Origin of the sequence: Amphritea sp., from assembly GCF_048266285.1 — a bacterium.
GTDB lineage: Bacteria > Pseudomonadota > Gammaproteobacteria > Pseudomonadales > Balneatricaceae > Amphritea.
The window spans coordinates 90974-113437 of sequence record NZ_JBLWZV010000008.1; the positions used below are offsets into that span (position 1 = coordinate 90974).

Consider the following 22464-nt stretch of genomic DNA (forward strand, 5'->3'; position numbering starts at 1 on the left):
TGGCCGACAATGCCGGTCAGTCGAGGACGACCTCGCGAGTTCACACGACTAACACCAAGCGACGCTTAGTCGGTTAACCGTGTAACAATATTAATCTCGCCTTCCAATGTTCGATGCACAGGACAACGATCGGCAATCTCCAATAAACGTTGACGCTCTTCATCAGTTAAGTCTCCAGAGAGGGTGATACGCCGCTCAAACTGGTCGACCTTGCCGCTACGCTGCTCACAGCTGGCACAATCCTGCGCATGTACCTTGTCATGGGTAACATCCACCTGCACATGCTCCAAGGCCAGCTTTTTATGCCGAGCGTACATTCTAATCGTCATCGCTGTGCACGCGCCCAGACCCGCCGCAACCAGTTGATACGGGGATGGGCCGAGATTACTACCGCCATAACTGAGCGGCTCATCGGCAATCAAATGATGACCTGCAGCACTAATATCTTGGGTAAAGCTATCCGGGTCGGCTTCACTGATCCGAATAATACCTTCCGGTGCATTAATATATTTGGGCAAGATCTGTACATCAATATAGCGTTGCGCCCAAGTCGATATCACTTCCGCCGCATAGTCAGCATCCTCCTGTCGGCTGAGAAGATGGTCGGCAGAATCCAGAGTAACAAAACTCTTAGGGTGTTTAGCCATCTGAAAGATCTGAGCGGCATTATCCACCGGTACCGTTTCATCTAACGGCGCATGCATCACCAATAGTGCCTTACGTAAGCCTCTAACCGCTTTTTCGAGCGATGCCGATGAGATATCTTCAAGAAACTCGCGCTTAATGGTAAATGGACGACCGCCAAGACTAACATTAGCCTCACCTTCCGCGCAGATGGTATCGATATGCTCATCAAAGTTATGCAGTAGATGTTTTGGGTCAGCCGGAGCACCGATGGTCACCACCGCCTTTGCCTCTGGAACTTGGCCAGCAATCGCCAGCACCGCAGCACCTCCAAAGGAGTGGCCAATCAACAACTGAGGGGCTGCGTAATGCTCACGGAGAAAATCCACTGCTAACAGCAGATCCTGGCGATTGGAACTAAAGCCGGTATTGGCAAACTCACCTTGGGAATGCCCTAGCCCAGTAAAATCAAAGCGTAATACCGCGATACCCAAAGAAGCTAAACGCTGAGCTATTCGACGGGATGCTTGTAGATCTTTTGAGCAGGTAAAGCAGTGGGCAAACAGCGCATAAGCTGCCGGCTTGCCCACCGGTAGATCCAATCTTGCCGCCAATAACGAGCCATCATGGCCAGTAAACTCTAAACGCTCCGTCTTCATCGCACCTTCCTCAATTGTCTTCGATACACAGTATTAATCAGACAGAGGCGATGAGCTATTTATTTTTCGCTATGGAGCAGATTGGTAAGATAAATTAGAACAACCGACCAATCGGCATCCCTTAGTGGTGATGACCTCCCGCACCGTGTGCGTGACCATGGGCGACCTCTTCGGCCGTTGCATCGCGAATATCAAGAATATCGATATCGAAGGTCAGCTCCTTGCCGGCCAGCGGGTGGTTATTATCCACTGTCACCATAAATTTACCCACCTTAACCACAGTCACTTGGCGCTGCCCCTGCTCGGTCTGAACAGTGCCCACCATACCCGGCCGCCATTTTTTTGCGCCCTGTAGATGTTTAACTGGGATACGTTGCTCCGAATCAGGCTGGTGTTCGCCATAAGCGTCTTTTGCCGCGAGAGTAACGGAAAAAGTATCGCCCACCGCTTTGCCTTCCATCGCCTGTTCGAGACCTTTAATCATATTATTATGACCGTGCAGGTAAGCCATAGGAGAGCCACCCCGGGTGGTTTCTTCAACCGTTTTGTCAGCATCGTGCAGCGCGTAATGAAACTGAACAACTTTGTCTTTGGTAATACTCATGGTAATTCCTTAAGTAACTGAGCGATTAAACAGCTCATAAAACGATTGGCGCTGATTATACGGCATCAGCGTAGATTGGTAATCTCAAATTCACCCTGCGGCAAACTTATCTGGTCACCGATATAGCGCCCTATTAGTGCGGCTCCTAAGGGGGCTTCCGGCGTTATGACCGTGACCTTAGACGCGTCGAAGTCAATTTGCATTCCCCCACCGGCGACCCCAATAAATAGCTGTTTTTCTACGCCACGACTGTCTTCTAGGGTAATGAGTGCCGCTAACCCCGCGGAGGTATCCTCGTTGAACGCGCGAACCGGCATCTGCCCATAGGCGGCGATATCATGCTCGAGTGCCTGCACTCGCATAGACTGGCCGTGGGCTAAATAGGACGCTTCAAGACCGAGGGTGTCATATTGATTCTCCGCCACGCTCTCTTCATGGGTTGCCGCTTCATGTGCTTCATTCGCCGCCGCGACATTCATTTCGAGGTCTGTCTGCAGCTGACTAATGATCTGCGCGATTAACCGTTGTTTATCCATACATCCACCTGTAACTCAACCGTTGCAGTATCTCCATTTAATTATCAAAAAGAAACACTCTATTCACACACTTTAAGGGTGATTTGTGGGACAATACGGCGCTTATTTTTAACCTCAACGTTTAGACTGATGGATTCCTGTTTTGCTGACTACCGCTAATATCACTATGCAGTTTGGTGCCAAACCACTGTTCGAAAATATCTCTGTTAAGTTTGGTGAGGGTAACCGCTACGGCCTGATCGGAGCGAACGGTTGCGGCAAATCCACCCTAATGAAAATCCTCGGGGGAGATCTGGAGCCCTCGGCCGGCAACGTCAGTAAAGACCCGAACGAACGCATCGGTAAGCTGCGTCAGGATCAATTCGCGTTTGAAGAGTTTAGCGTGATTGATACCGTCATTATGGGCCATGCCGAACTGTGGGAAATCAAACAGGAACGGGACCGTATCTACAGCCTGCCTGATATGACCGAAGAGGAAGGCATTAAAGTTGCCGAACTGGAAGTTGAATTTGCCGAACTGGATGGCTATACCGCTGAATCCCGTGCTGGCGAATTACTACTCGGTCTGGATATCCCAACCGCACAGCATTTCGGCCCGATGAGCGAAGTCGCACCCGGCTGGAAACTACGAGTATTACTGGCTCAGGCACTGTTTGCTGATCCCGACATTATGCTGCTGGATGAGCCGACCAACAACCTGGATATCAACACCATTCGCTGGTTGGAAGGGGTGCTAAACGATCGTAACAGCACCATGGTGATCATCTCCCACGACCGTCACTTCCTCAACTCAGTCTGCACCCATATGGCCGACTTGGATTACGGTGAGCTACGACTTTATCCCGGCAACTATGACGATTACATGATCGCATCGACTGCTCTGCAAGAACGCCTGCAATCGGACAATGCCAAGAAAAAAGCCCAGATTGCTGAACTGCGTAGTTTCGTTAGCCGCTTCTCCGCCAACGCCTCGAAAGCCAAACAGGCCACGTCGCGGGCGCGTCAGATTGAAAAAATCGAGCTTAACGATATCAAGCCCTCCAGTCGTCAAAGCCCCTATATCCGCTTTGATCAAGAGAAAAAGCTACACCGTTTAGCGCTCGAAGTAGAAGGTCTCACCAAGGGCTATGGCGGCGAGCCACTCATCAAAGACCTCAGCATGATGGTCGAAGTGGGAGAACGCATCGCGATTATCGGCCCTAACGGTATCGGTAAAACGACCCTTCTGAAGAGCCTACAGGGTGAACTTGAGCTGGACGCTGGGGAAGTTAAATGGTCTGAAAACAGCAATATTGGCTACTATGCTCAGGATCATGCCCACGACTTTGCCGAAGAGAGTAATCTGTTTGACTGGATGTCCCAGTGGACTAAATCCGGCTCAGACGAACAGGTTATTCGTGCCTCTTTAGGCCGGATGCTGTTCTCGCAAAATGAGATTAAAAAGTCAGTTAAGGTGCTGTCCGGTGGTGAAAAAGGTCGCATGTTGCTAGGCAAATTAATTCTGCAACAGCCGAATATTCTGCTGATGGATGAACCCACCAACCATATGGATATGGAATCGATCGAAGCGTTGAACCTTGCATTGGAGAACTTTGATGGCACACTGATCTTTGTCAGCCATGACCGCGAGTTCGTTTCATCGCTAGCCACCCGCATTATCGATATGAAAGAAGACGGCCTGACCGACTTCCAAGGCGGCTATGAAGAGTATCTGAAAAAACAAGGCATTGCTGGCTGATCAGGCCCAACTGAGCCGCCCTGTGATAAACGCCAGATAGATCAAACCACTTACCAAAAAGCCAGCCCCTAACCGGGCTGGCTTTTTTTGTTTACCGAGAGACTTACTGACAGGTCTTTGGTTAGCAACTTGCTCAGTGTGCGTTACCCGACATACCCGGCAATGATGCATCGGTGCTCATGCCATTCATACTCACCAGAAGCTCCAGCGTAATCTCGTCGAAACGATACACCTTCCCCCCTTGCGAAGTCGCAAAAGCATCCGCATCAGCCTGAGTTGAAAAACTCGCTAAGGTGGGCCCCATCGCACCACGCTTACCGTGACCGACCACATAAAAGGCTTTTCGAGCATCGATATAGGCCTCATCCTCAGGATGATCCCAAGGTGTTACCGCCATATCATGCACAAAAGCTTCCTGAATATTATGCTGATTCTCAGGGTCGACAATAAAAGCAAACATATCCCGAGTGGAGCAGAAGCGCAGATTGCCATTGATCCCCTTAGTGTAGAGTTGCCCCTTCGGGCCGGGAAAGTTAGTAATAATCATGCCGCACAGATGACATTCTGCGCTACTTTCAATAGCAATCGCCTGATGCACCATCCGCTCCTTTTCATCGTCGGCACAGCCCAGCAAGGCTAGCGGAATCACCAGCAACAGTTTTAACCAATGTTTCATCACAAGCCTCGTTTATTAAAGACCGCTATCGCTAACCCCACCGGTATTGCCAGCCATACCAACAGGCCAGCCAATAACGCGCCAATTGAAAATTGCGATTGCTGAGCGATAGCCATCAAGCCGGTAAGGTTTTGGTCGGCAAAATAGGTGATATTCACTAGACGGAAAATATCCGTCGGGTTTAATAACAGCAGGTATGGAAACAATGTCTCATCCACATTGCCCTGAGTCGTTACCAGCACCCCCAGTAGTCCGAGGTCGAAAACCAGCACAAACACAAACCAAGTGATCAGAGCGATACCGGCGGCCTTCGACTTCTCCGACACCGACACACTGATAACATAAGCAATGGCGATAAAAATCCACCCCAGTAACATCGATGAGAAGATAAACACCGTATAGGGGCCAATCAACTCACCCCAATTGGTGGTACCGGAAAAAATCCCCATCATCATCGCTGACGAACCGAACCCCACCAGTGTTGAAAAGGCCATCACCGCCCCCTGCCCCATCATCTTACCGAGCAGCAACTGCCAACGAGATAACGGGTAGGTCATTAACAGCAGTAGCGTGCCATTTTCATCCTCACCCACGACGCCATCGTAGGCTAGCATCAGCGCAATCAGCGGAATAATAAAGACCGCCAAACTCGCCAAACTGACAATGGTAGAAGACAACGAAGTAAAGCCGACTTTACCTGCGGCGGCGGCACCAAAATAAGCCAATCCGATCGCCAAGACCGCAAAAATCACACAGATCGATAACACCCAGCGATTACGTAAACCATCCCGGAACTCTTTATTAGCAACCGTCAGAATAGCTCTCATTGCACAAACTCCTGAGTCGCTATCGCACCCGCTTGAGTATGCGATGCAATAAAATGGGTATACAGATCTTCCAGTGAAGGCAGCTGTACATCGAAGTTTTGCAAACCCGGCAGCCCAATCAATTGTTGCATCGCTGCCATCTTGTCACGCAGCGGAACCTCCAGCCAGGTACCATCGCCATCCTGCTTAGCGTTGGACATAAAATGTTCCGGTAGCGTTAAGCTCTGCCCCTGTAAGTGAAAGATGGCGGGTAAATTTGCCTGCTGCCGCAAATCATTAATGCTGCCCTCAGCCAGCAGTTTACCCTGTCCTAGAATCAGTGCTCGATCGATATACTTTTCAACCCCAGGCAACACATGGGAGCATAAAATAACGGTGCAACCCTGTTGTTTCAGCTGTTCAATCCGACGATAAAAATCTAGTGTGGCGATCGGATCTAAACCAACGGTTGGCTCATCCAACAGTAACAGCTTCGGCTCGCCCAGCAATGCCTGCGCTAATCCCAGACGCTGACGCATACCTTTAGAATAGGTTTTAACACGACGTTTACCTGCTTGTTCAAGCCCCACCTGCGCCAGCAATCCTTGGCAATTTTGCTTCGCAACACCTTTGAGCCGAGCAAAATATTGCAACACCTCCAGCCCAGTTAACTGATCATAAAAGCTTACATTTTCTTGCAGAAAACCCAGTTTACGACGTAGATTACGGGCTTCCGATTGAGTTGGGTCTTCACCAAAAACTCTCACTTGACCGGAGGTCGCTTCAATTAAACCTAAAATCAATTTAATGGTCGTGGTCTTACCCGCCCCGTTGTGACCAAACAGCCCCAAGACTTCGCCCTGACGTAACTCCAAGTTAAGCTGACTCAGTGCACTCACGCCCTGATATTGCTTCTCAACCTGTTGCAGCTCAACAATGTTATTTGTACTTCTCATATCAATTTTCGACCCACTGTTCGCGGTTTAACACCGGCGCCAAAGCTGAACGCGCAGCAAGTGAAGCCGGAATCGTCATTAATGGATGGCTATCTAACACCCCGGGGGATTTCAATACTGGAAACTGACGCTGCACCCAACGCAGGGTTTCCACAGCCGGGCTGTTAAGCAGCAATTTCGCCGACGGGAATTTCCATAACAACTGATCAACGCTGTCATTCGGCTCATACACCACATCGCCAATGCCATCGCTATCCATATCCCAGCCTAAATAATCACTCCAGAAATTCCCGACACCAGCATCAGACCAATCCTGCGTGGTGGTGGCCACATACTTAACCTGCTCTTTATTGCTCACAAAAGCATTGCCACTAAGGATGTTCTGTTCTGAACCGGCGGTTAAATGGATACCGATATCACTCTGGGCAAACAAGTTGCCACGCAACTCATTGAATAATGAGTTGTAAATAAACAGCGCCTTGCCTTCGAGGCCGGTTAAATTAGTTTGCTGCTGCATATGGGGATTGTGAGCGTTCTGTACTCCGATGACCTGATTATCCTTAAGCACCGAATTGGTAATGTAGTTCATCAAAATGCCATAGTTAGCATCGTTTTCAGAACGGTTACCGATCACCGTCAGATATTTAGACTGCATCAGCGCGTAACCCGTACGGGTGTTACGGGTCACATTATTCTCAATCAGATTATGATAAGAGTACATATAGTGCACGCCATAGCGCAGATCGTGCAGGTAATTACCCACCAGTTCATTCTTATTACTGGTATCAATATAGATACCATCGCGGGTGTGCCACACCTCATTATCCCGAGCGACCGTGCCGGTCACATTATAGAGGTGGATACCATTGCCCCGGTCAGAGGAACGCATGGTCAGATCACCTTCGATGCTGTTGCCGATGATCTGTGTTCCGGCCGTGGCATCAACCCAGATACCAAAGCCGCCCCCTTGCAGGCGATTATTTTCAATCCGGGAACCCGTCGCGCCACGTGAGACAAACACCCCCGCATCAAGGGTGGTCAGATCGACACCCCAATTTTGAATGTTTAAATGATGAATATAGCTACCGGCCGCATCAATTTTCAGCACATGACCCTTCTGATTACCATCAAGGATGGCACCTCCTTCACTGCTGAGTTCGACCGGTTGCGAAATAATGAAGTTGCCCTGATAGATACCGGCCGCTAAGACTAGCTGATCACCGGGTTGGGCCTGATTTAAATACTGTTGCAGATTGTCAGACGGGGCTACATTAATCACCGCTGCCTGGGCTGAAAGCCCCAAAAGGAAGCATACAAGCCCTATCCAGGCAGAACGAAAAGCCATACACCACTCCTTAAAGAACAACGCAGAGCTAAGTTATTGTCGCCCCCAGCCAGCACTCGCATTAACCATCGAGCCCACAGAAGCGGCAAAACAATGCGCCTTAAAACGCAGTTTCACTCAACCCTAACGCCGAGTGAAAAGACAGAACAGCTATACGGCCATGATCTCGCCGTATAGCCTATTCCGTTTAGCTTATGCTGGAGAGACCAACATCCGACCACGCATCTCCATATGCAGCGCGTGGCAGAACCAGTTGCAGTAGTACCAGTGCACCCCAGGTTTATCGGCAATAAAGGTGATGGAAGCCGTTTGCTGTGGACTGATCTCCATCTGCACACCGTGGTTTACCATACAGAAACCGTGACTAACATCCTCAATCTGATCCAGGTTAGTGATGATGACCGTCACTTCATCGCCCTGCTTCACACTGAATTCGTTGAGGCCATAGTTCGGTGCAACCGAGGTCATATAGACCCGCACTTTGTTGCCGTCACGGATCACTTTACTGTCAGTTTCCAGCGTGACGCCATCTTTCTTCGCCATGGCAACTGTCGCTGCGAACATCGCATCTTTACGGTCATACAGCTTACGGGTCTTCACTTTGGAGCGGTGAACAATAATACAGTCATGGGGCTCAGCATAAGCGGGGCCATCATGGATCAATTTCATCTCATCACCGGAGATATCGATCAGCTGATCATTCTCTGGGTGCAGCGGTCCACACTTAAGGAATCGGTCTTTAGAGAATTTTTGCAGTGATACCAGATACTTACCATCCACATCACGGGTTTCACCCATGGATGTATGGTTATGACCCGGCTGATAATGAACATCCAATTTTTGTACGATGTAGTTCACTTTTTCACCGTTATAAAAACGGATCGCTTTCTCGATATCCCACTTACAGATCTGGCTATCGATAAACAGCGTGGTGTAGCCATGCCCACGGTTATCAAACGCCGTATGTAGTGGCCCAAGACCCAGCTCAACTTCAGCGACAACCGTATCACGCGGCTTAATTTTGTCGCTAAACAGATCATCAAACTTAGCCAGTTCAAAGACAGTAACAGTCGGTGATAGCTTACCGTTAGCAACCGCGTATTTGCCACCGGGCGCAGTATTAATACCGTGCGGGTTTTTAGGCACCGGCACATATCGGGTAATCTCAGAGCCTTTACGACCATCTAACACAGGAACATCAGAGCCCGGCAGGGTGGTAAATTTACCGGCTTTAATTGCCGCTTCGATACGTTCAATATTGAAGATAACCAGATGGTCACGTTCGTTACGCATGGACCCTGGCAGGTCAATCGCACCTTCCGAGTTATAACAGGTAGAGAACGCATACTTACCGGTATAGTCCGCATCGGTGTTATCGAGGTTGCCGTCAACAATGATCTGCCAATCGACATCCATCGTCTCCGCATTGATACCGTTAAACAGGGTGTAATAGCCCTCGATATCATCCATATTCAGACCATTGTTAGGATGAGGAATACGGAATTCCGCATTGGCAAAAATATACTTCGTGTAGGGAGCTTTCTGTACTCGTAAACCGTGAATAGCCTGACAGTTAGGCACCGTGGTTATCTTATCGGTCTTCATAATATCACCGCGGATACGCGCCACACGGGTGTTCGCTTTATCGTTGATGAAGATATATTTACCATCATAATGGCCATCGGTCATCGACATGTGCGGATGGTGGGCATCACCATTGAGCGGTGCATTTTCACCGAGGATGGCTTTCGATTCGTTGGTCAAACCCCAACCGGTTGCACAGTCAATATTAAACACCGGGATACGCATCAGTTCGCGCATCGACGGCAAACCCAGAATACGGACTTCACCGGAGTGGCCACCACTCCAGAAACCATAGTATTCATCCAGTTCACCCGGGCCGATCGAATGATGAGTATCGGATGACGCATGAGCCATCGATGGCATCAAAGCACCACCCATGGTTGCCCCCACCGCGCCGGCGCCCATCAGAGCAGCAGAGCCGCTAAGGAACAAACGACGACTTAGCTTCACATGCTCTGAAGCCTGCGGATCTTCAGTATCGATAGTCGGAAGATTCGTATCTTTTGGATCTATCATGGTGTTGATCTCCACACAATATACGCCAGAATTCATTTCTGGACTGGATTTAAGATAAGCGCCCAGCACGTAGCTGATCGTCAATCGACATCACTGGATTTGCACCACAGGGATATCACTTAAAGCGGCGTCTTGTTTTGCTTTCTTACGTTTTTTAAGCACCAGAGGAGGACATTTGTCATCCCGGTAGTAGGTCACTTGGCAATCCAGACACTGGTGGCATTCGTTGGCATTAATATGACCGTCTGGATGGATTGCCTGAATCTCACACTCGTTCGCACACACCTTGCAGGGCTGGCCACACTCCTTCCGACGCTTCAGCCAGTCAAACAGGCGTAGCCGGGCAGGAATCGCTAACGCAGCACCCAGTGGACAGACATAACGGCAATAGACTTTTCGAGTAAACAGGTTGATTACTAATAGGAAGACGGCATAGAACACATAGCCCCAATCACGCTGAAACTTCAGCAGGAAGGTCGTTTTAAATGGTTCAATCTCAGCATAGCGCTCGGCTTCTGCTAGAGATTCCAATGACACGGCAAATAACCCTAATAAAATCACATATTTCAACGCCCACAGCCGTTCATGCACCGCAAATGGAATCTCGAACTGACGCACTTTAAAGTGTCGTGCCACTTCGTTAATCAGCTCTTGCAGCGCGCCAAACGGACATAGCCAGCCACAAAAGATCCCCCGTCCCCACAACAACATGGTCATGGCAACGAAGCCCCAGAGAATAAATAACATCGGATCTAACAGGAACAGATCCCAGCGGAAGTCGTCTTTGAGTGCATGCACAAAGGTAAACACATTCACCACCGATAACTGACCGAGGGTATACCAACCAATAAAAAACACCGTAAACACCAGATACACTCGGCGAATACCGTGCATCAAGCGTGGATAACGTACCAGTACGTCTTGAATAAAGATCACTACAAACAGAATAGCCAGCGCTACACACAGCACCGCAATCTGGAAGGCCCGCTCTTTCCAAATAGAGACCCATAACGCTTCAGGCTCAGGCTCTACCACCGGTTCGGGTCGGTCGAGATATTTCTCGGGGGTTAGATAATCTGCATGAAAGCTGGTAAAAATACTGTCCAGCGCACCGACCTGACGGCGCACTAATAATTCAAGCTGCCAGGGTGTGCCAAGATCAAAATCATATTGATTACGGACAATAAAGATCGCCATCTCCCTAAAGCCGGGGAAGCCCTCAATATAGACATCATCTAAGCGATAGTAATCCGTATCGTGGAAACTGATGACCTTTCCGCCCTGCTGTAGCTGAGTCCGATCAAAAATACCGCCGCGCACATAACCGTTACCTTTGAAGGAATATTGCCCTTCCCCCATCACGGCCAGCGCCTGATCGCCCTCCTCTAACTCCCCCATCAACCAGTTATACTGCTCATCACCCAGCAGGTTACGACCAATTGAGGGGATATTCAGAGGGGCATAAAACATGTCGATAAACATCTTCTGTTGCCGACCTGGGCCATGCTTGCCTTGTGTTGCCGCAGCGGTGCCCTCAAAGGCTTTATCGATATCCGCTTCTACCAACATGAGCCGGCGGATAGAGCCATCTCCGGTCAGCGTTTGCCAATCGGCCGGTGCAAATAGATCCGGTTTTATTGTCGCCGGTGGTGTGGCCGCCTGCTCTGACATACCCGCCAACCCCATAACCTGAGCAAAACGGCGGGCTGAACGCATAATCGATTCATTCACCACCATCACGGTGACTGTGGCACCGGAAATCACATCAACATTGATAACGTCGCTATTATTACCGGCCCCCACACGCACCTTATCGCTAACACTCAAGCCAACATAGGCGGCGACAAAATCAAATAATTTATACTCGGGGATACCCACCAACAGAATTGGCTCATGATGCTCTAGCACGCGAGTACCGCGAATTTTGCCATCGACATCCATCATGACCAGCGTATTAACGGGCTTACCTGAATAGGCTGGAATTTTGACGACATCATTGGTTTCAAAAGCATAACCGAGTATGTCTTCGCCCTTATAGACGGTCCAGGCCAGCGCTTTACCTTCCGCCACCGGCAGCTTTTCACCCACAGAGGTTGCCTGTGAAAAGACCTCTTTAATCGAGTCTAACGATTGGGATTGGCTCACCGGCACCATCGCGCCAACCACCGATGAGAAAACAATCGCGATGAATAGGAATACCGATGAAAAAATTGATTGCGGGAACAAACGGTCAATGAATCGCACTTTTATATCCTCACGGGCAAACGAGGTGAATCAGAATCAATAACAACCTGTAACATCGGCGGCTTTAGCTAAATCCGCTAACGATGAATAGCGATTACTGCAGCCACTGAGTGATCGTAAACCTCATCATATGCTCTTGTTTCAAGCGAAAACGAATCTGCTGACCCGGTTTAACAGCGGTAGCAGACAAACCATCAGCCAAATTAAACTTCATCTGCATGGCTGACATCATCCACTCAGGGATAGGCTCGTGTTGCACAATCAACTGATTGGATTCGGGTAAGATGCGTTTAACGATACCAACAGCGATCACTTCATCGGCCATAGCATTCATATTCATGTTGCCATGCTGGTGCCCGGACTGCTGTGCCATATCAGCAGCACGACTCGGAGGGCTTAGCATGAGGGATACCATCAATGCTAAGAATAGAGCGGCTAATGTTGTGAATGAGTGTTTAACAATAAGTGTCATATCAGGCTCCCGGGCACTGTCCATGTGCGACAATTTGTCACACCCCGATACTAACAAGGTAGTACGCCTATTCACTTGATATTGATCAAGCCAAAAAAAACATCGATAATTAATGAAAAAAAAACGCTAAACAGCGGCGAATGCTTTTCGCAGCCAAGCATATAAGACACTCATAGACTTTACGTTAAAACGCTAACGTTACAACGCCTATGGTTAGTTGAGATCATTAGCATCATGCGACACCGCCAACCATTGCGCGGAAAACTCGTTGGCAGGCATTGGACGACCAAACAGATAACCTTGACAGAAGTCACATCCAATCGCCGTCAGCAGCTGTCTCTGCAGTTCGGTTTCGACCCCTTCGGCAATGACACGAATGCCCAGTGTATGGGCCATGACAATGATGGCCTCACAGAGCACCAGATCTTGCGAGTCGGGTGAGAGGTTGGAGACGAAGCTCTTATCGATTTTAAGGTAATCGATATCGAACTCTTTTAGGTAAGCGAGGGAAGAATAACCGGTGCCAAAATCGTCCAATGCGACCTCGATTCCATGATCCCTAAACTGTAACAACTTATCGGTGATCGTGCTTCCTGCCTCCATCAGCAGGCTTTCAGTAATTTCGACACAAAGATTGGCAGGACTCAAACCATTCGCCAAACCGCTGCCTAAAATATTGCCAAACCACTCGGGTTGACAGCAATTTTCATCCTGATATTGCACCGGAGAAGTGTTGATACCCACCTGTAAATCAGTATTAAAATGCGCCTTCCACACCGATACCTGACGCACCACTTCAGCAAATACCCAGTTACCAATCTCAACAATAAGCCCCGTTTCTTCGGCCAGTGGAATAAACTCCAGCGGTGGAATCTGACCTTTAGGGTGATTCCAACGTAGCAATGCCTCCGCTTTAACAATTTTTCCGCTACTCAGGTCGATGATCGGCTGGTAATAGACTTCCATCTGCTGCAAATTAATCGCTTCACGCAACTCAGACAGCATCCGGCTGCGTCGCTGTGCCGCGGCCTCCATCTCGGGGGTAAAGTAATGTAACCGATTACGCCCCTCGGCTTTAGCGGCATACATCGCTTGGTCGGCATTTTTCATCAGCACTTCAAGGGTCATTGCATCCACCGGATACAGGGTAATACCGATACTCGCTGAGACAAAGGCTCGGTTATCATTCAGGTCGAAGGGTTCGCTAAGCTGTAACAGTATTTTTCTGGCGACCCGTTCAACCACGGTCACGTCACCAATGCTGCCCAGAATCACCAAAAATTCATCGCCGCCTAAACGCGCCACCGTATCGGTTTCACGAACACAGTCGGTCAAACGCTTAGCGGCCTCCTGTAATAGCAGATCACCATAATCATGACCGAGCGTATCATTCACCTCTTTAAAGCGATCGAGGTCAATCATCATCACCGCCACTTGTCCACCTTCTCGTTTAGCACTTTTCATCATCTGCTGTAGCCGATCAGTGAAAGTGCGGCGATTTGGTAGGTGGGTCAAGGAATCATAGTGTGCCATTTGGGTTAACTCTGCCCGAGCACGTTTCTGTTCGATCAAGTTGACATCAATACAATACATATTCTGACTGTAGTCCGCCGCTGTGAGCATCACATGGCTGGAAAAAACCGGCACAGACGAGCCATCTTTACGCAACAACTCTAGCTCTGCCGCAGGGATCGGCAAACCCTCTTGTAGCCAAGCCCGATGAAACTCGACCACCCCTTCGCGCATCTCTGCTGGAATAATAAGATCTTCTAAACGCCTTCCTCTAGCTTCTTCTTTGGTATAACCGTATAGGGTTTCACTGGCATCGTTCCAATAGATCACCCGGCGGTCTTCATCATAACCTTGCACCGCTATCGCGGGCAGACTCTCAATTAACTCCCGAAAGCGGGATTCACTTTCCTGCATCAATAACTCGGCTTTCTTCTGCTGAGTAATATCCAGCATCAGCCCGCGACGCCAGCGAGGCTTACCTTTTTCAATCACCAGCCGAATCATATCTCGAATCCAAACGACTTCACCGCTGGCATTAAAAAAGCGGTATTCGAGCATATGATCCCTTAATGCCGCGGTTTCACTATCGCCGTATTCAAGCACCCACTCTAAATCATCTGGATGTATTCGCTTGGTCCAAAAATCCGGCTGCATCCAATCTTCAATGGGATAACCGAACAAGCGAACCACATTGTCGCTGATGTAGGTCACATCATTGTTCTTACACTCGGCTTCCCAAACTACCCCGTCGGAACTATCTACCAAGCTTTTAAACCGTTGTTCACTCTCTCGATGCGCGGCTTCCGAACGGCGTAGCCGGAAATTCCAATAGATAAAAAATAGAAACGCGAGCATCACAACCGCGCTGATTTTAACAATCCGAGCCACAGGAACGCCCTGAGAAAACTCAAGACCACTCCAATGATCCAGTATCTGCTGACGCTCTTGGTCAGTAATGCTATCCAAGGCTTTCTGAATAATGCCTAACAGCACCGGATTACCCTTAGCCACACCAACGCGATACTCACTCTTATAGTCGGTATGCCCGGAAAAACTGAGGTTCAAAATAGCTTCTTTTTTCATCACATAGCTGGCCGCCGTCGCATCGCCCACAAAGGCATCCGCACGGCCGTCAGACACCATGTTCAGCGCCCCCTCAATAGTGGCCGTATTAATGATCGTGATCTCGGGGTAATCTCGGCGCAGCAGCTCGTTGGTAAAGTGGCCCTTATGAATGGCAACGGTGGCACCCTTCAGTTTATCCAATGTCCCGACATAGGGGCCCTGCCGCCCCACAATCACCGCCGCACTGATTAGGTAAGGCTCGGTAAAGTCCAGATAAACCTCTCGCTTATCGGTTTTAACCAAACAAGAGATCAGATCATATTCACCGTTACGGGCGCTTTTAAGTACTTCACTCCATAACGGTTTATCCGCCATCGGCATGAAAACAATACCTAACCGCTGTTCTAGCAGACGAAAATAATCGGCGGCGATACCGGTATAGCGGCCATCACTATCAATCCACTCATACGGCGCAAATTTAGGGTCCATGCCCATTTTCAACTGCGGATGCTGTTCAAGCCAAACGATCTCATCAGGAGTAAGGTGTTGTTGACGCCAGACAGTGACATCGGTTCCTTGTTGCTCAGCCGCATAGGATGTCATTGAGGCAAACGCCCCAAAAAGACTTAAAGCAAGTACTAGCCAAGAGGCTATTCTGAGCATCCATATCTCCTGCAGCTAAGGCGATGTCATTCAGTGCGCCCAATTAAAACCAGATAAAAATTTTTTATGTTGTCTGGCTGGTAATACCAACCTTAGTGACTCAACCCTCAACCGGATAACTTAAGCATAGATCTATTTTGTTTAAAATGAGTAACATCAGCCCACTGATTTACTATGGCTGACAACACACCTAGCCACCAGCCCTCCTATCAAGGCAAACCCACGACTGCATGCCAGATTAAAAGGCGAGATGAACGGACAGATTAACGCGACGGTTTCTCGCCTCATCGGTCACGGGTTACAGTCTTTTTAGCAGGGGATGTTATGTATTACAAAACTATCAGTCATCAATTTGGGAGGTTCGACACCCCTCGCAAACAGCAAAAAGAGATAAAGCAAAGGGTTAGACAGGATGATAATCGATGGAGAATCGATAACAGCAGTCGACAGTAAACGTAAAAACCAGCACAAGGCTGGTTTTCGTATCCCCAAATCAGCGCAGGGCTGCGCTAATCGGTTTTTTTCTTTTTCAATGGCGCCATACCATCGTCAGAGACAATCTGTCGATTCGCCTGACGGCGGTTCTTACGATCCTGCGGTGCTTTAACAACCCGCTTGGGACGACGTTCCGCCTGTGCTTTCTCCGGCTTAGCCTTCGCCGCTGGAGCGTCTTTAATGCCTTTAAACTTACCTTTCAGCCCTTCCAATTCGCTAAAGTTGACCGACTGTTGCAAAAAGCTTTCAACCCGGCGAAAAGCATCCCAATCTTTCGGGCCGACCAACGAAACAGCCACCCCTTTCGCGCCAGCCCGGCCGGTACGCCCGATTCGATGAACATACTCTTCGGCCTGTTTTGGCATATCAAAGTTAATCACCAGCGAGACCTGCAGCAGATCGAGACCACGGGACGCCACATCCGTGGTAATCAACACCTGCTGTTGCCCTCGGCTGAAACTGTCCATAATCTTGTTACGATCGGTTTGGCTCATATCGCCACTCAAAGCGGCCGTTTTTAACCCTTTAGCCGATAGCAGCTGCGACAATCGCTCAGTATCGGTGCGGGTCGCGGTGAAAATAATCACCTGTTGATAGGTTTCTGTTTCCAGAATCCGTTCAAGCAAAGCCTGCTTGTGATCGAGGTGATCCGCGAGATAAAAGCGCTTTTCAATATCCGCATGTTCAGCATTCGCGGCACCGATAGCGATCCGTTTAGGCGCTTTGAGCAGGGTTTTAGCCATGCTATTCACTGCTGCGTGTTCTAGCGTGGCAGAAAACATCAGCGTCTGACGAAGACGGTGACTGGCCGTTTGGTTGATCCGATTCAACTGTTCGGCAAAGCCTAAATCAAGCATCCGGTCAGCTTCATCCAGAATTAACAGTTCGAGGCCATCCAAAAACAGCGATCGTTCATCCAGATGATTCACTAAGCGACCAGGGGTAGCCACCACCACATGGGGGTTTTTCGCCAAGGCTTTCGCCTGATCGTTGAAGTTTTCACCACCCAGCACCAATGCCGCTTTATAGGTCGTGCCACTAATCAGGCTACGCAGTTGAGCATAAACCTGCTTCGCCAGTTCGCGGGTGGGCGCCAGAATCAGCGCCCGCGGATCTTTTTTACTCAGCGCCTTTTGACGCATCAACCGCTGCATCGTCGGCAGCAGATAAGCCAGTGTTTTACCGGAGCCGGTTTTGGAAGACGCAATCAGGTCATGGCCAGTAATCGCCGTGGGCACTGCCCGTGCCTGAATCTCCGTTGGCTCGGTAATCCCCTGATGATCAAGAATCGTGCTGAGCCGGGGGTCGAGCCCCAGATCGGTAAAGTTTTCAGCGTTGGACAAAGTCTGCTCCGGTTAGGCTAAATTCATCTGTATAACTAGCAATACTAGCAGACATCAAGTGGCTACAATCACACGGATCGCATCAAGCTTCAGTGAAGCGCTATCCAGATGATGTTCCAGTGCGGCCCTATTTTCAGCTAAGTATTCGATCTCTTCCTGACGAATATTAGGGTTCACCGCCGCCAATGCTGTGAGGCGTTCCTGCTCTGAGCCTAACACCCGCGCGACATTTTGCTTCGCCTCAAGCAACATCGCCGGTAGCTGGGTAGCTGCAATATCCTCAACCCGATTCACCATCTTATCGACATCAGGGCGAGTATGCTTAACGATTTCGACCGACTGACGACGTCCGACCCGTTCGGCCAGATTATTAATATGTGCTTCGGTAAGAATTGCACTAAGATCAGTGCCATTGGTATCGACCACAATACGACTCAAGGTCTGCGGCAGATAACGCTGTACCTGCAACGGTTTCGGCGCGGCGCAATGCAGGGTATAGATAGCTTCCAGCAGCAATGTGCCAGGCTTCAACGGCGGCAGTTTGATCGAACAAACCGCCGTATTACCAAAATCACCATTCACCACGATATCCATCGTGCCCAAGACCAACGGATGTTCCCAAGTCATAAACTGGATATCTTCCCGCCCTAGGGCCAGCGCACGGCTATAGGTTGCGGTCATACCATCCTCTGGCAAACCCGGCAGACTTTCATAGTGCATATGTTCGCCCGGGCTGAGAATAATACTCTGACTGCTGTGCACCTGTTGTTCGACGCCGAACTGATCGAACATGCGCTCCATATAACGGCTCAGTTCAATACTATTGCCGGTGACTTCCATACTTTCAGCTATCGCTTGAGCTTTTTCAGGCTGACAGGAGTTTAGTTCAAGTAGCTGATCACGCCCCTGCTGTAACTGCTCTAGCAGGCGGTCGGCTTCAATTCGGGTACTCTCAATTAGCCCTTCGATATTTGCTTCATCATATTCATCGAACAGCGCCGGAATCAGTTGTTCAAGGAACTGATCAAACAACACCTGCCCCACCGGACAAGCCCGTTCAAAACAGTTCAAGCCCCGGTGGAACCAATCCAGTAGCGTCGATTGAGCGCTGAACTCATAGTGCGGCACATGAATCTGAACATCATTGCGCTGACCAATCCGATCCAGTCGACCAATCCGCTGTTCCAGCAGGTCCGGATTAAGTGGTAAATCAAACAACACCAAGTGGCTGGCAAACTGAAAGTTACGTCCTTCACTACCAATTTCAGAACAGATCAACACCTGAGCACTATCATCTTCATCAGCAAAATAAGCCGCCGCACGGTCACGATTAACCAGACTCATACCTTCATGGAACACCGATGAGCGAATACCCTCATACAGCCGCAGGTGCGCTTCGAGAGATTTAGCGGTGTTCGCAAAAGCACAAATCACCAGTGCTTTCTGATCTCGATTTTCTTTTAGCCAATTAACCAACCACTCAACCCGAGGGTCCGCTTCTAACCAACGATCGGCCAAAATCAATTCGGGATGCAGTCGTTCTTCTAAATCAGCCTGCGCCATCAACTGACGCTCACTTTCGAGATAGAATTCCGGTTCCGCTAACGGATAACTGTGCAGTATCCGTTTCGGGAAACCGCTGACGCCATCACGGGTATTACGGAACAGCACCCGCCCGGTGCCATGATGATCCAATAGGTTATTTACCGCATCTTGGATCGCTTGGTCGAGGGAGTCATTGTACAGTTCATCTTGCAGCTGTTGAGCCACCTCATAACCGAGATAGTGACGTAACTGTGAAAACACCTCAGGGGCATCCTGAAGCTGTTCGCGGGCATCTTCAGCCAGCAACTGAGCCACCAACTGACTAACTGGCTGGTAGCTTTCTTCTTCAGCGCGGAACTGTTCTAAGCTGTAATAACGATCCGGATCGAGCAGACGTAAACGGGCAAAGTGACTATCCACACCCAGTTGTTCGGGGGTTGCTGTCAGCAGCAACAAACCTTTTACTTCGCGAGCCAGCGCTTCAATACAGATATATTCAGGGCTCGATTCCTCTTCCGACCAAACCAAGTGATGGGCTTCATCCACCACCAGCATATCCCAGCCAGCATCCAACGCCTGTACTAAGCGGTCAGGGCTCGATTTTAGGAACGAGAGGTTACAGAGTACCAACTGAGCCGTTTCAAACGGGTTAACACCCTCGTCCGATAGCTCCAGTGCTTCACAGCGCAACTCATCTAAAATGGTAAAACGCAGGTTAAAGCGGCGTAGCATCTCCACCAACCATTGATGCACCAGACTATCGGGCACCACGATCAACGCCCGGGAGGCTTTGCCGCTAATCAACTGCTGATGCAGGATAAGCCCGGCTTCAATGGTTTTACCCAAGCCCACTTCATCGGCCAGTAACACCCGCGGCGCAAAACGCTGGGCGACCTGATGGGCGATATACAACTGATGGGGTAATAGTTGTACTCGAGGACCGAGTAAACCATAGCTCTCAGATTGCAGATGATTAAATTGATTCTTGAGGGTTTCAACCCGCAACCTAAACTGTGAAAGCTTATCAACCTGTCCAGCAAACAGACGGTCATGGGGTTTACTGAAATGTACTGCGCTATCGAGATCGCGCTCTTCCAATACCAGCACTTCGCCCTGCGCATCTTCAGCCTGATAGACCATATAGCCATTCAGCTCTTGTTGCGCAGTAATGGTGACTTTAACACCGGCGGCATTACGTACCTGCTCTCCAACCGGATACACCACGCGACTCAGAGGCGCGTTATCAACCGCGTAGGTTCGCTCCTCTTCAACCGCTGGAAATAACATTTCAACACGACGATTTGATACGCTGGTTACCAACCCCAGCCCCAGATTTGATTCGGTATTACTGATCCAGCGTTGGCCGGGAATAAATTCAGACAAAAGACAGCTCTCAAACAGAATTCGATAGAAACAACACCCGTTAAGTGGCGCCAGCGGAAATATCAACACTCATCTCGACACCCGCACCCATTATAACCGGTCAGCGCGGAATGATAGGCGTTGTGAAGGCCTACCTCAAGGCGCAATCTCAATCACTGGCAAATATCGGAAAAAATTCATCAAATAGTGCCCATAAAGTCAGTATTCACCCTTATGCCAAATATCCGGATTGGCAAAAATAAGGTATGCTTGCGCCTTTAATTCTGTGAGTACTCCTCGATGTTCTTTATCGACCTAAACCTGGATCTTGAAATTCTGGGCCCTCTGGCTGACAACAACTTTCTCAGCCCCCGTCCAATCCAGCAACAGGCAATCCCTGTGGCACTGGAAGGTTTTGATCTGCTGGCGTCAGCCCCCACCGGTACAGGTAAAACCCTAGCCTTTGTCTTGCCTGCGCTACAGAAAGTATTTGATAGTGAGCAAGATCGCAGTAGCGCACCACAGATATTGATTCTAGCTCCGACTCGGGAACTAGCAAAACAGATCTATCAGGTGATCCAGCTACAAACCCAAACCAACCGTATCAAAAGCTGTTTGATTGTCGGTGGCGTACCCTTTGGTATGCAAAAAGGGATGCTGGCTGAACCCATCGATATTATGATCGCCACCCCCGGACGCCTACTCGAGCTCAATGCTCAGGAATGGCTGGATCTATCGACAGTGGATATGCTGATTATCGATGAAGCCGATCGGATGCTCGACCTAGGCTTTATCCACGATATCAAACAGATTGCCGATGTGCTGCCGCTAGAACGTCAAACATTGATGTTTTCGGCCACTCTTGAGGGCGAAAAGATTCAACAATTCGCCACCGACCTGCTTAATGAAGATTCGCAGATTGTCGCCGTTGAACAACCTCGGCAAATCCCAACAAATATCGAGCAAACGATCTACCGCGCAGATAATGAGCAACATAAAGAGTACTTGCTCAAAGCCTTGATCCACCAACCAGAACTCAAACAGGGCATTATCTTCGTCAACAGCCGTAAGCAAGTCGAACACTGGGTCAATATCATCCGCAATGCCGGCATGCTTTGCTATGGCCTGCACGGTGATATGCGTCAGAGTGAACGGACTCAACGGATTAAAGAGATGCGTCGTGGGCGGATCAAACTGATCATCGCCACCGATGTGGTGGGCCGCGGCTTAGATCTGCCCGACCTGACCCATGTCATCAACCTCTATCTGCCAATGAAGGCCGATAGCTATGTGCACCGTGCAGGCCGTTCTGGCCGCGATGGCGCCAAAGGCACCGTCTGGTCGATTGTTGAACCGTTAGATTGGCCAACACTGGGTAAGATCGAACGCTTTATTGGCGATAAACTAGCGAGGGCAACCTTCCCCGGCCTCGCACCAAAAAATCCAGAACCCGGCAAGGGCAGTGGCAAAGCAAAACCGAAAAAACCTAAAGTGAAGAACAAAAAAGCGGTTGCCAAAGCCGCCGCTAAAAAGGCTGCTTCGCAGAAGAAATCACCCAAGAAACGGGTGGGACGCGGGCCGAAAAAACCTAAATCTTAAGCACTCGGTTTGAGCGACCGATAAGTCGGCAGACCAATAACTGACCACAAAGCCACCTCGTCGGTGGCTTTGCTGTTTCTAGCGATTACTCACCGACCTCTTAGACGAATTCAATTTACA

Annotated in this window: 15 protein-coding genes; 2 read left to right on the forward strand and 13 right to left on the reverse strand. The window is 49.5% G+C overall.

Annotated elements, in window-relative coordinates; translation table 11 throughout:
* Positions 1-65 precede the first annotated feature (65 nt).
* The 3 genes from ACN0T0_RS11285 to ACN0T0_RS11295 form a co-directional block, all read right to left on the reverse strand.
* Positions 66-1283: an alpha/beta fold hydrolase gene (locus ACN0T0_RS11285; protein WP_417226105.1), complete on the reverse strand. Its 1218-nt coding sequence runs from the start codon at positions 1281-1283 to the stop codon at positions 66-68.
* Positions 1284-1404: 121 nt separating this feature from the next.
* Entirely contained in the window at positions 1405-1887 is a 483-nt protein-coding gene (locus ACN0T0_RS11290) for an FKBP-type peptidyl-prolyl cis-trans isomerase (protein WP_215952399.1), read from the reverse strand.
* 65 nt (positions 1888-1952) lie between these two features.
* Positions 1953-2423: a transcription elongation factor GreAB gene (locus ACN0T0_RS11295; protein WP_417226106.1), complete on the reverse strand. Its 471-nt coding sequence runs from the start codon at positions 2421-2423 to the stop codon at positions 1953-1955.
* A 142-nt stretch (positions 2424-2565) separates the two neighbouring features.
* Here ACN0T0_RS11295 and ACN0T0_RS11300 point away from each other — a divergent pair, with 142 nt between their 5' ends.
* Complete coding sequence (locus ACN0T0_RS11300; RefSeq protein ID WP_417226108.1) at positions 2566-4161, forward strand: ABC-F family ATPase; 1596 nt, start codon at positions 2566-2568, stop codon at positions 4159-4161.
* Positions 4162-4294: 133 nt separating this feature from the next.
* Here ACN0T0_RS11300 and ACN0T0_RS11305 read toward each other — a convergent pair whose 3' ends face one another.
* From ACN0T0_RS11305 to rapA, 10 genes are all read right to left on the reverse strand, one after another.
* Positions 4295-4837: a nitrous oxide reductase accessory protein NosL gene (locus ACN0T0_RS11305; protein ID WP_417226110.1), complete on the reverse strand. Its 543-nt coding sequence runs from the start codon at positions 4835-4837 to the stop codon at positions 4295-4297.
* Positions 4837-5664 (reverse strand): ABC transporter permease subunit, encoded by an 828-nt coding sequence (locus tag ACN0T0_RS11310; protein WP_417226112.1) that lies wholly within the window; start codon positions 5662-5664, stop codon positions 4837-4839. Before ACN0T0_RS11310 ends, ACN0T0_RS11305 begins: the two co-directional genes overlap by 1 nt.
* Positions 5661-6599 carry an ABC transporter ATP-binding protein gene (locus ACN0T0_RS11315; RefSeq protein WP_417226114.1) on the reverse strand — a complete coding sequence of 313 codons (939 nt, stop codon included), beginning with the start codon at positions 6597-6599 and terminating at the stop codon, positions 5661-5663. The genes ACN0T0_RS11310 and ACN0T0_RS11315 overlap by 4 nt, the downstream gene beginning before the upstream one ends.
* Position 6600: 1 nt before the next feature.
* Positions 6601-7944, reverse strand: a complete 1344-nt coding sequence (locus tag ACN0T0_RS11320) for a nitrous oxide reductase family maturation protein NosD (protein ID WP_417226116.1) — start codon at positions 7942-7944, stop codon at positions 6601-6603.
* Between the two features lie 192 nt (positions 7945-8136).
* Complete coding sequence (gene nosZ, locus ACN0T0_RS11325; protein ID WP_417226118.1) at positions 8137-10044, reverse strand: TAT-dependent nitrous-oxide reductase; 1908 nt, start codon at positions 10042-10044, stop codon at positions 8137-8139.
* A gap of 90 nt (positions 10045-10134) precedes the next feature.
* Positions 10135-12288 (reverse strand): transcriptional regulator NosR, encoded by a 2154-nt coding sequence (gene nosR / locus ACN0T0_RS11330; RefSeq protein WP_417226120.1) that lies wholly within the window; start codon positions 12286-12288, stop codon positions 10135-10137.
* Between the two features lie 94 nt (positions 12289-12382).
* On the reverse strand, positions 12383-12760 hold the full coding sequence (locus ACN0T0_RS11335; protein WP_417226121.1) for a copper-binding protein: 378 nt from the start codon (positions 12758-12760) through the stop codon (positions 12383-12385).
* Between the two features lie 213 nt (positions 12761-12973).
* Positions 12974-16000: an EAL domain-containing protein gene (locus tag ACN0T0_RS11340; RefSeq protein WP_417226122.1), complete on the reverse strand. Its 3027-nt coding sequence runs from the start codon at positions 15998-16000 to the stop codon at positions 12974-12976.
* Between the two features lie 509 nt (positions 16001-16509).
* Positions 16510-17838 carry a DEAD/DEAH box helicase gene (locus ACN0T0_RS11345; RefSeq protein WP_417226124.1) on the reverse strand — a complete coding sequence of 443 codons (1329 nt, stop codon included), beginning with the start codon at positions 17836-17838 and terminating at the stop codon, positions 16510-16512.
* Positions 17839-17892: 54 nt separating this feature from the next.
* Positions 17893-20766: an RNA polymerase-associated protein RapA gene (rapA, locus tag ACN0T0_RS11350; protein WP_417226126.1), complete on the reverse strand. Its 2874-nt coding sequence runs from the start codon at positions 20764-20766 to the stop codon at positions 17893-17895.
* Positions 20767-21045: 279 nt separating this feature from the next.
* On the opposite strand from rapA, the gene ACN0T0_RS11355 reads away from it, so the two are divergent.
* Complete coding sequence (locus ACN0T0_RS11355) at positions 21046-22344, forward strand: DEAD/DEAH box helicase (RefSeq protein ID WP_417226128.1); 1299 nt, start codon at positions 21046-21048, stop codon at positions 22342-22344.
* The last annotated feature ends 120 nt before the right edge of the window (positions 22345-22464 follow it).

Bases quoted from the DNA above. Each gene is read 5' to 3' on its own strand.
- ACN0T0_RS11285 (WP_417226105.1), bottom strand. From the start codon at position 1,283: ATGAAGACGGAGCGTTTAGAGTTTACTGGCCATGATGGCTCGTTATTG.
- ACN0T0_RS11295 (WP_417226106.1), bottom strand. From the start codon at position 2,423: ATGGATAAACAACGGTTAATCGCGCAGATCATTAGTCAGCTGCAGACA.
- nosZ (WP_417226118.1), bottom strand. From the start codon at position 10,044: ATGATAGATCCAAAAGATACGAATCTTCCGACTATCGATACTGAAGAT.
- ACN0T0_RS11305 (WP_417226110.1), bottom strand. From the start codon at position 4,837: ATGAAACATTGGTTAAAACTGTTGCTGGTGATTCCGCTAGCCTTGCTG.
- ACN0T0_RS11335 (WP_417226121.1), bottom strand. From the start codon at position 12,760: ATGACACTTATTGTTAAACACTCATTCACAACATTAGCCGCTCTATTC.
- ACN0T0_RS11340 (WP_417226122.1), bottom strand. From the start codon at position 16,000: ATGCTCAGAATAGCCTCTTGGCTAGTACTTGCTTTAAGTCTTTTTGGG.
- ACN0T0_RS11355 (WP_417226128.1), top strand. From the start codon at position 21,046: ATGTTCTTTATCGACCTAAACCTGGATCTTGAAATTCTGGGCCCTCTG.
- ACN0T0_RS11320 (WP_417226116.1), bottom strand. From the start codon at position 7,944: ATGGCTTTTCGTTCTGCCTGGATAGGGCTTGTATGCTTCCTTTTGGGG.
- ACN0T0_RS11290 (WP_215952399.1), bottom strand. From the start codon at position 1,887: ATGAGTATTACCAAAGACAAAGTTGTTCAGTTTCATTACGCGCTGCAC.
- ACN0T0_RS11315 (WP_417226114.1), bottom strand. From the start codon at position 6,599: ATGAGAAGTACAAATAACATTGTTGAGCTGCAACAGGTTGAGAAGCAA.
- ACN0T0_RS11310 (WP_417226112.1), bottom strand. From the start codon at position 5,664: ATGAGAGCTATTCTGACGGTTGCTAATAAAGAGTTCCGGGATGGTTTA.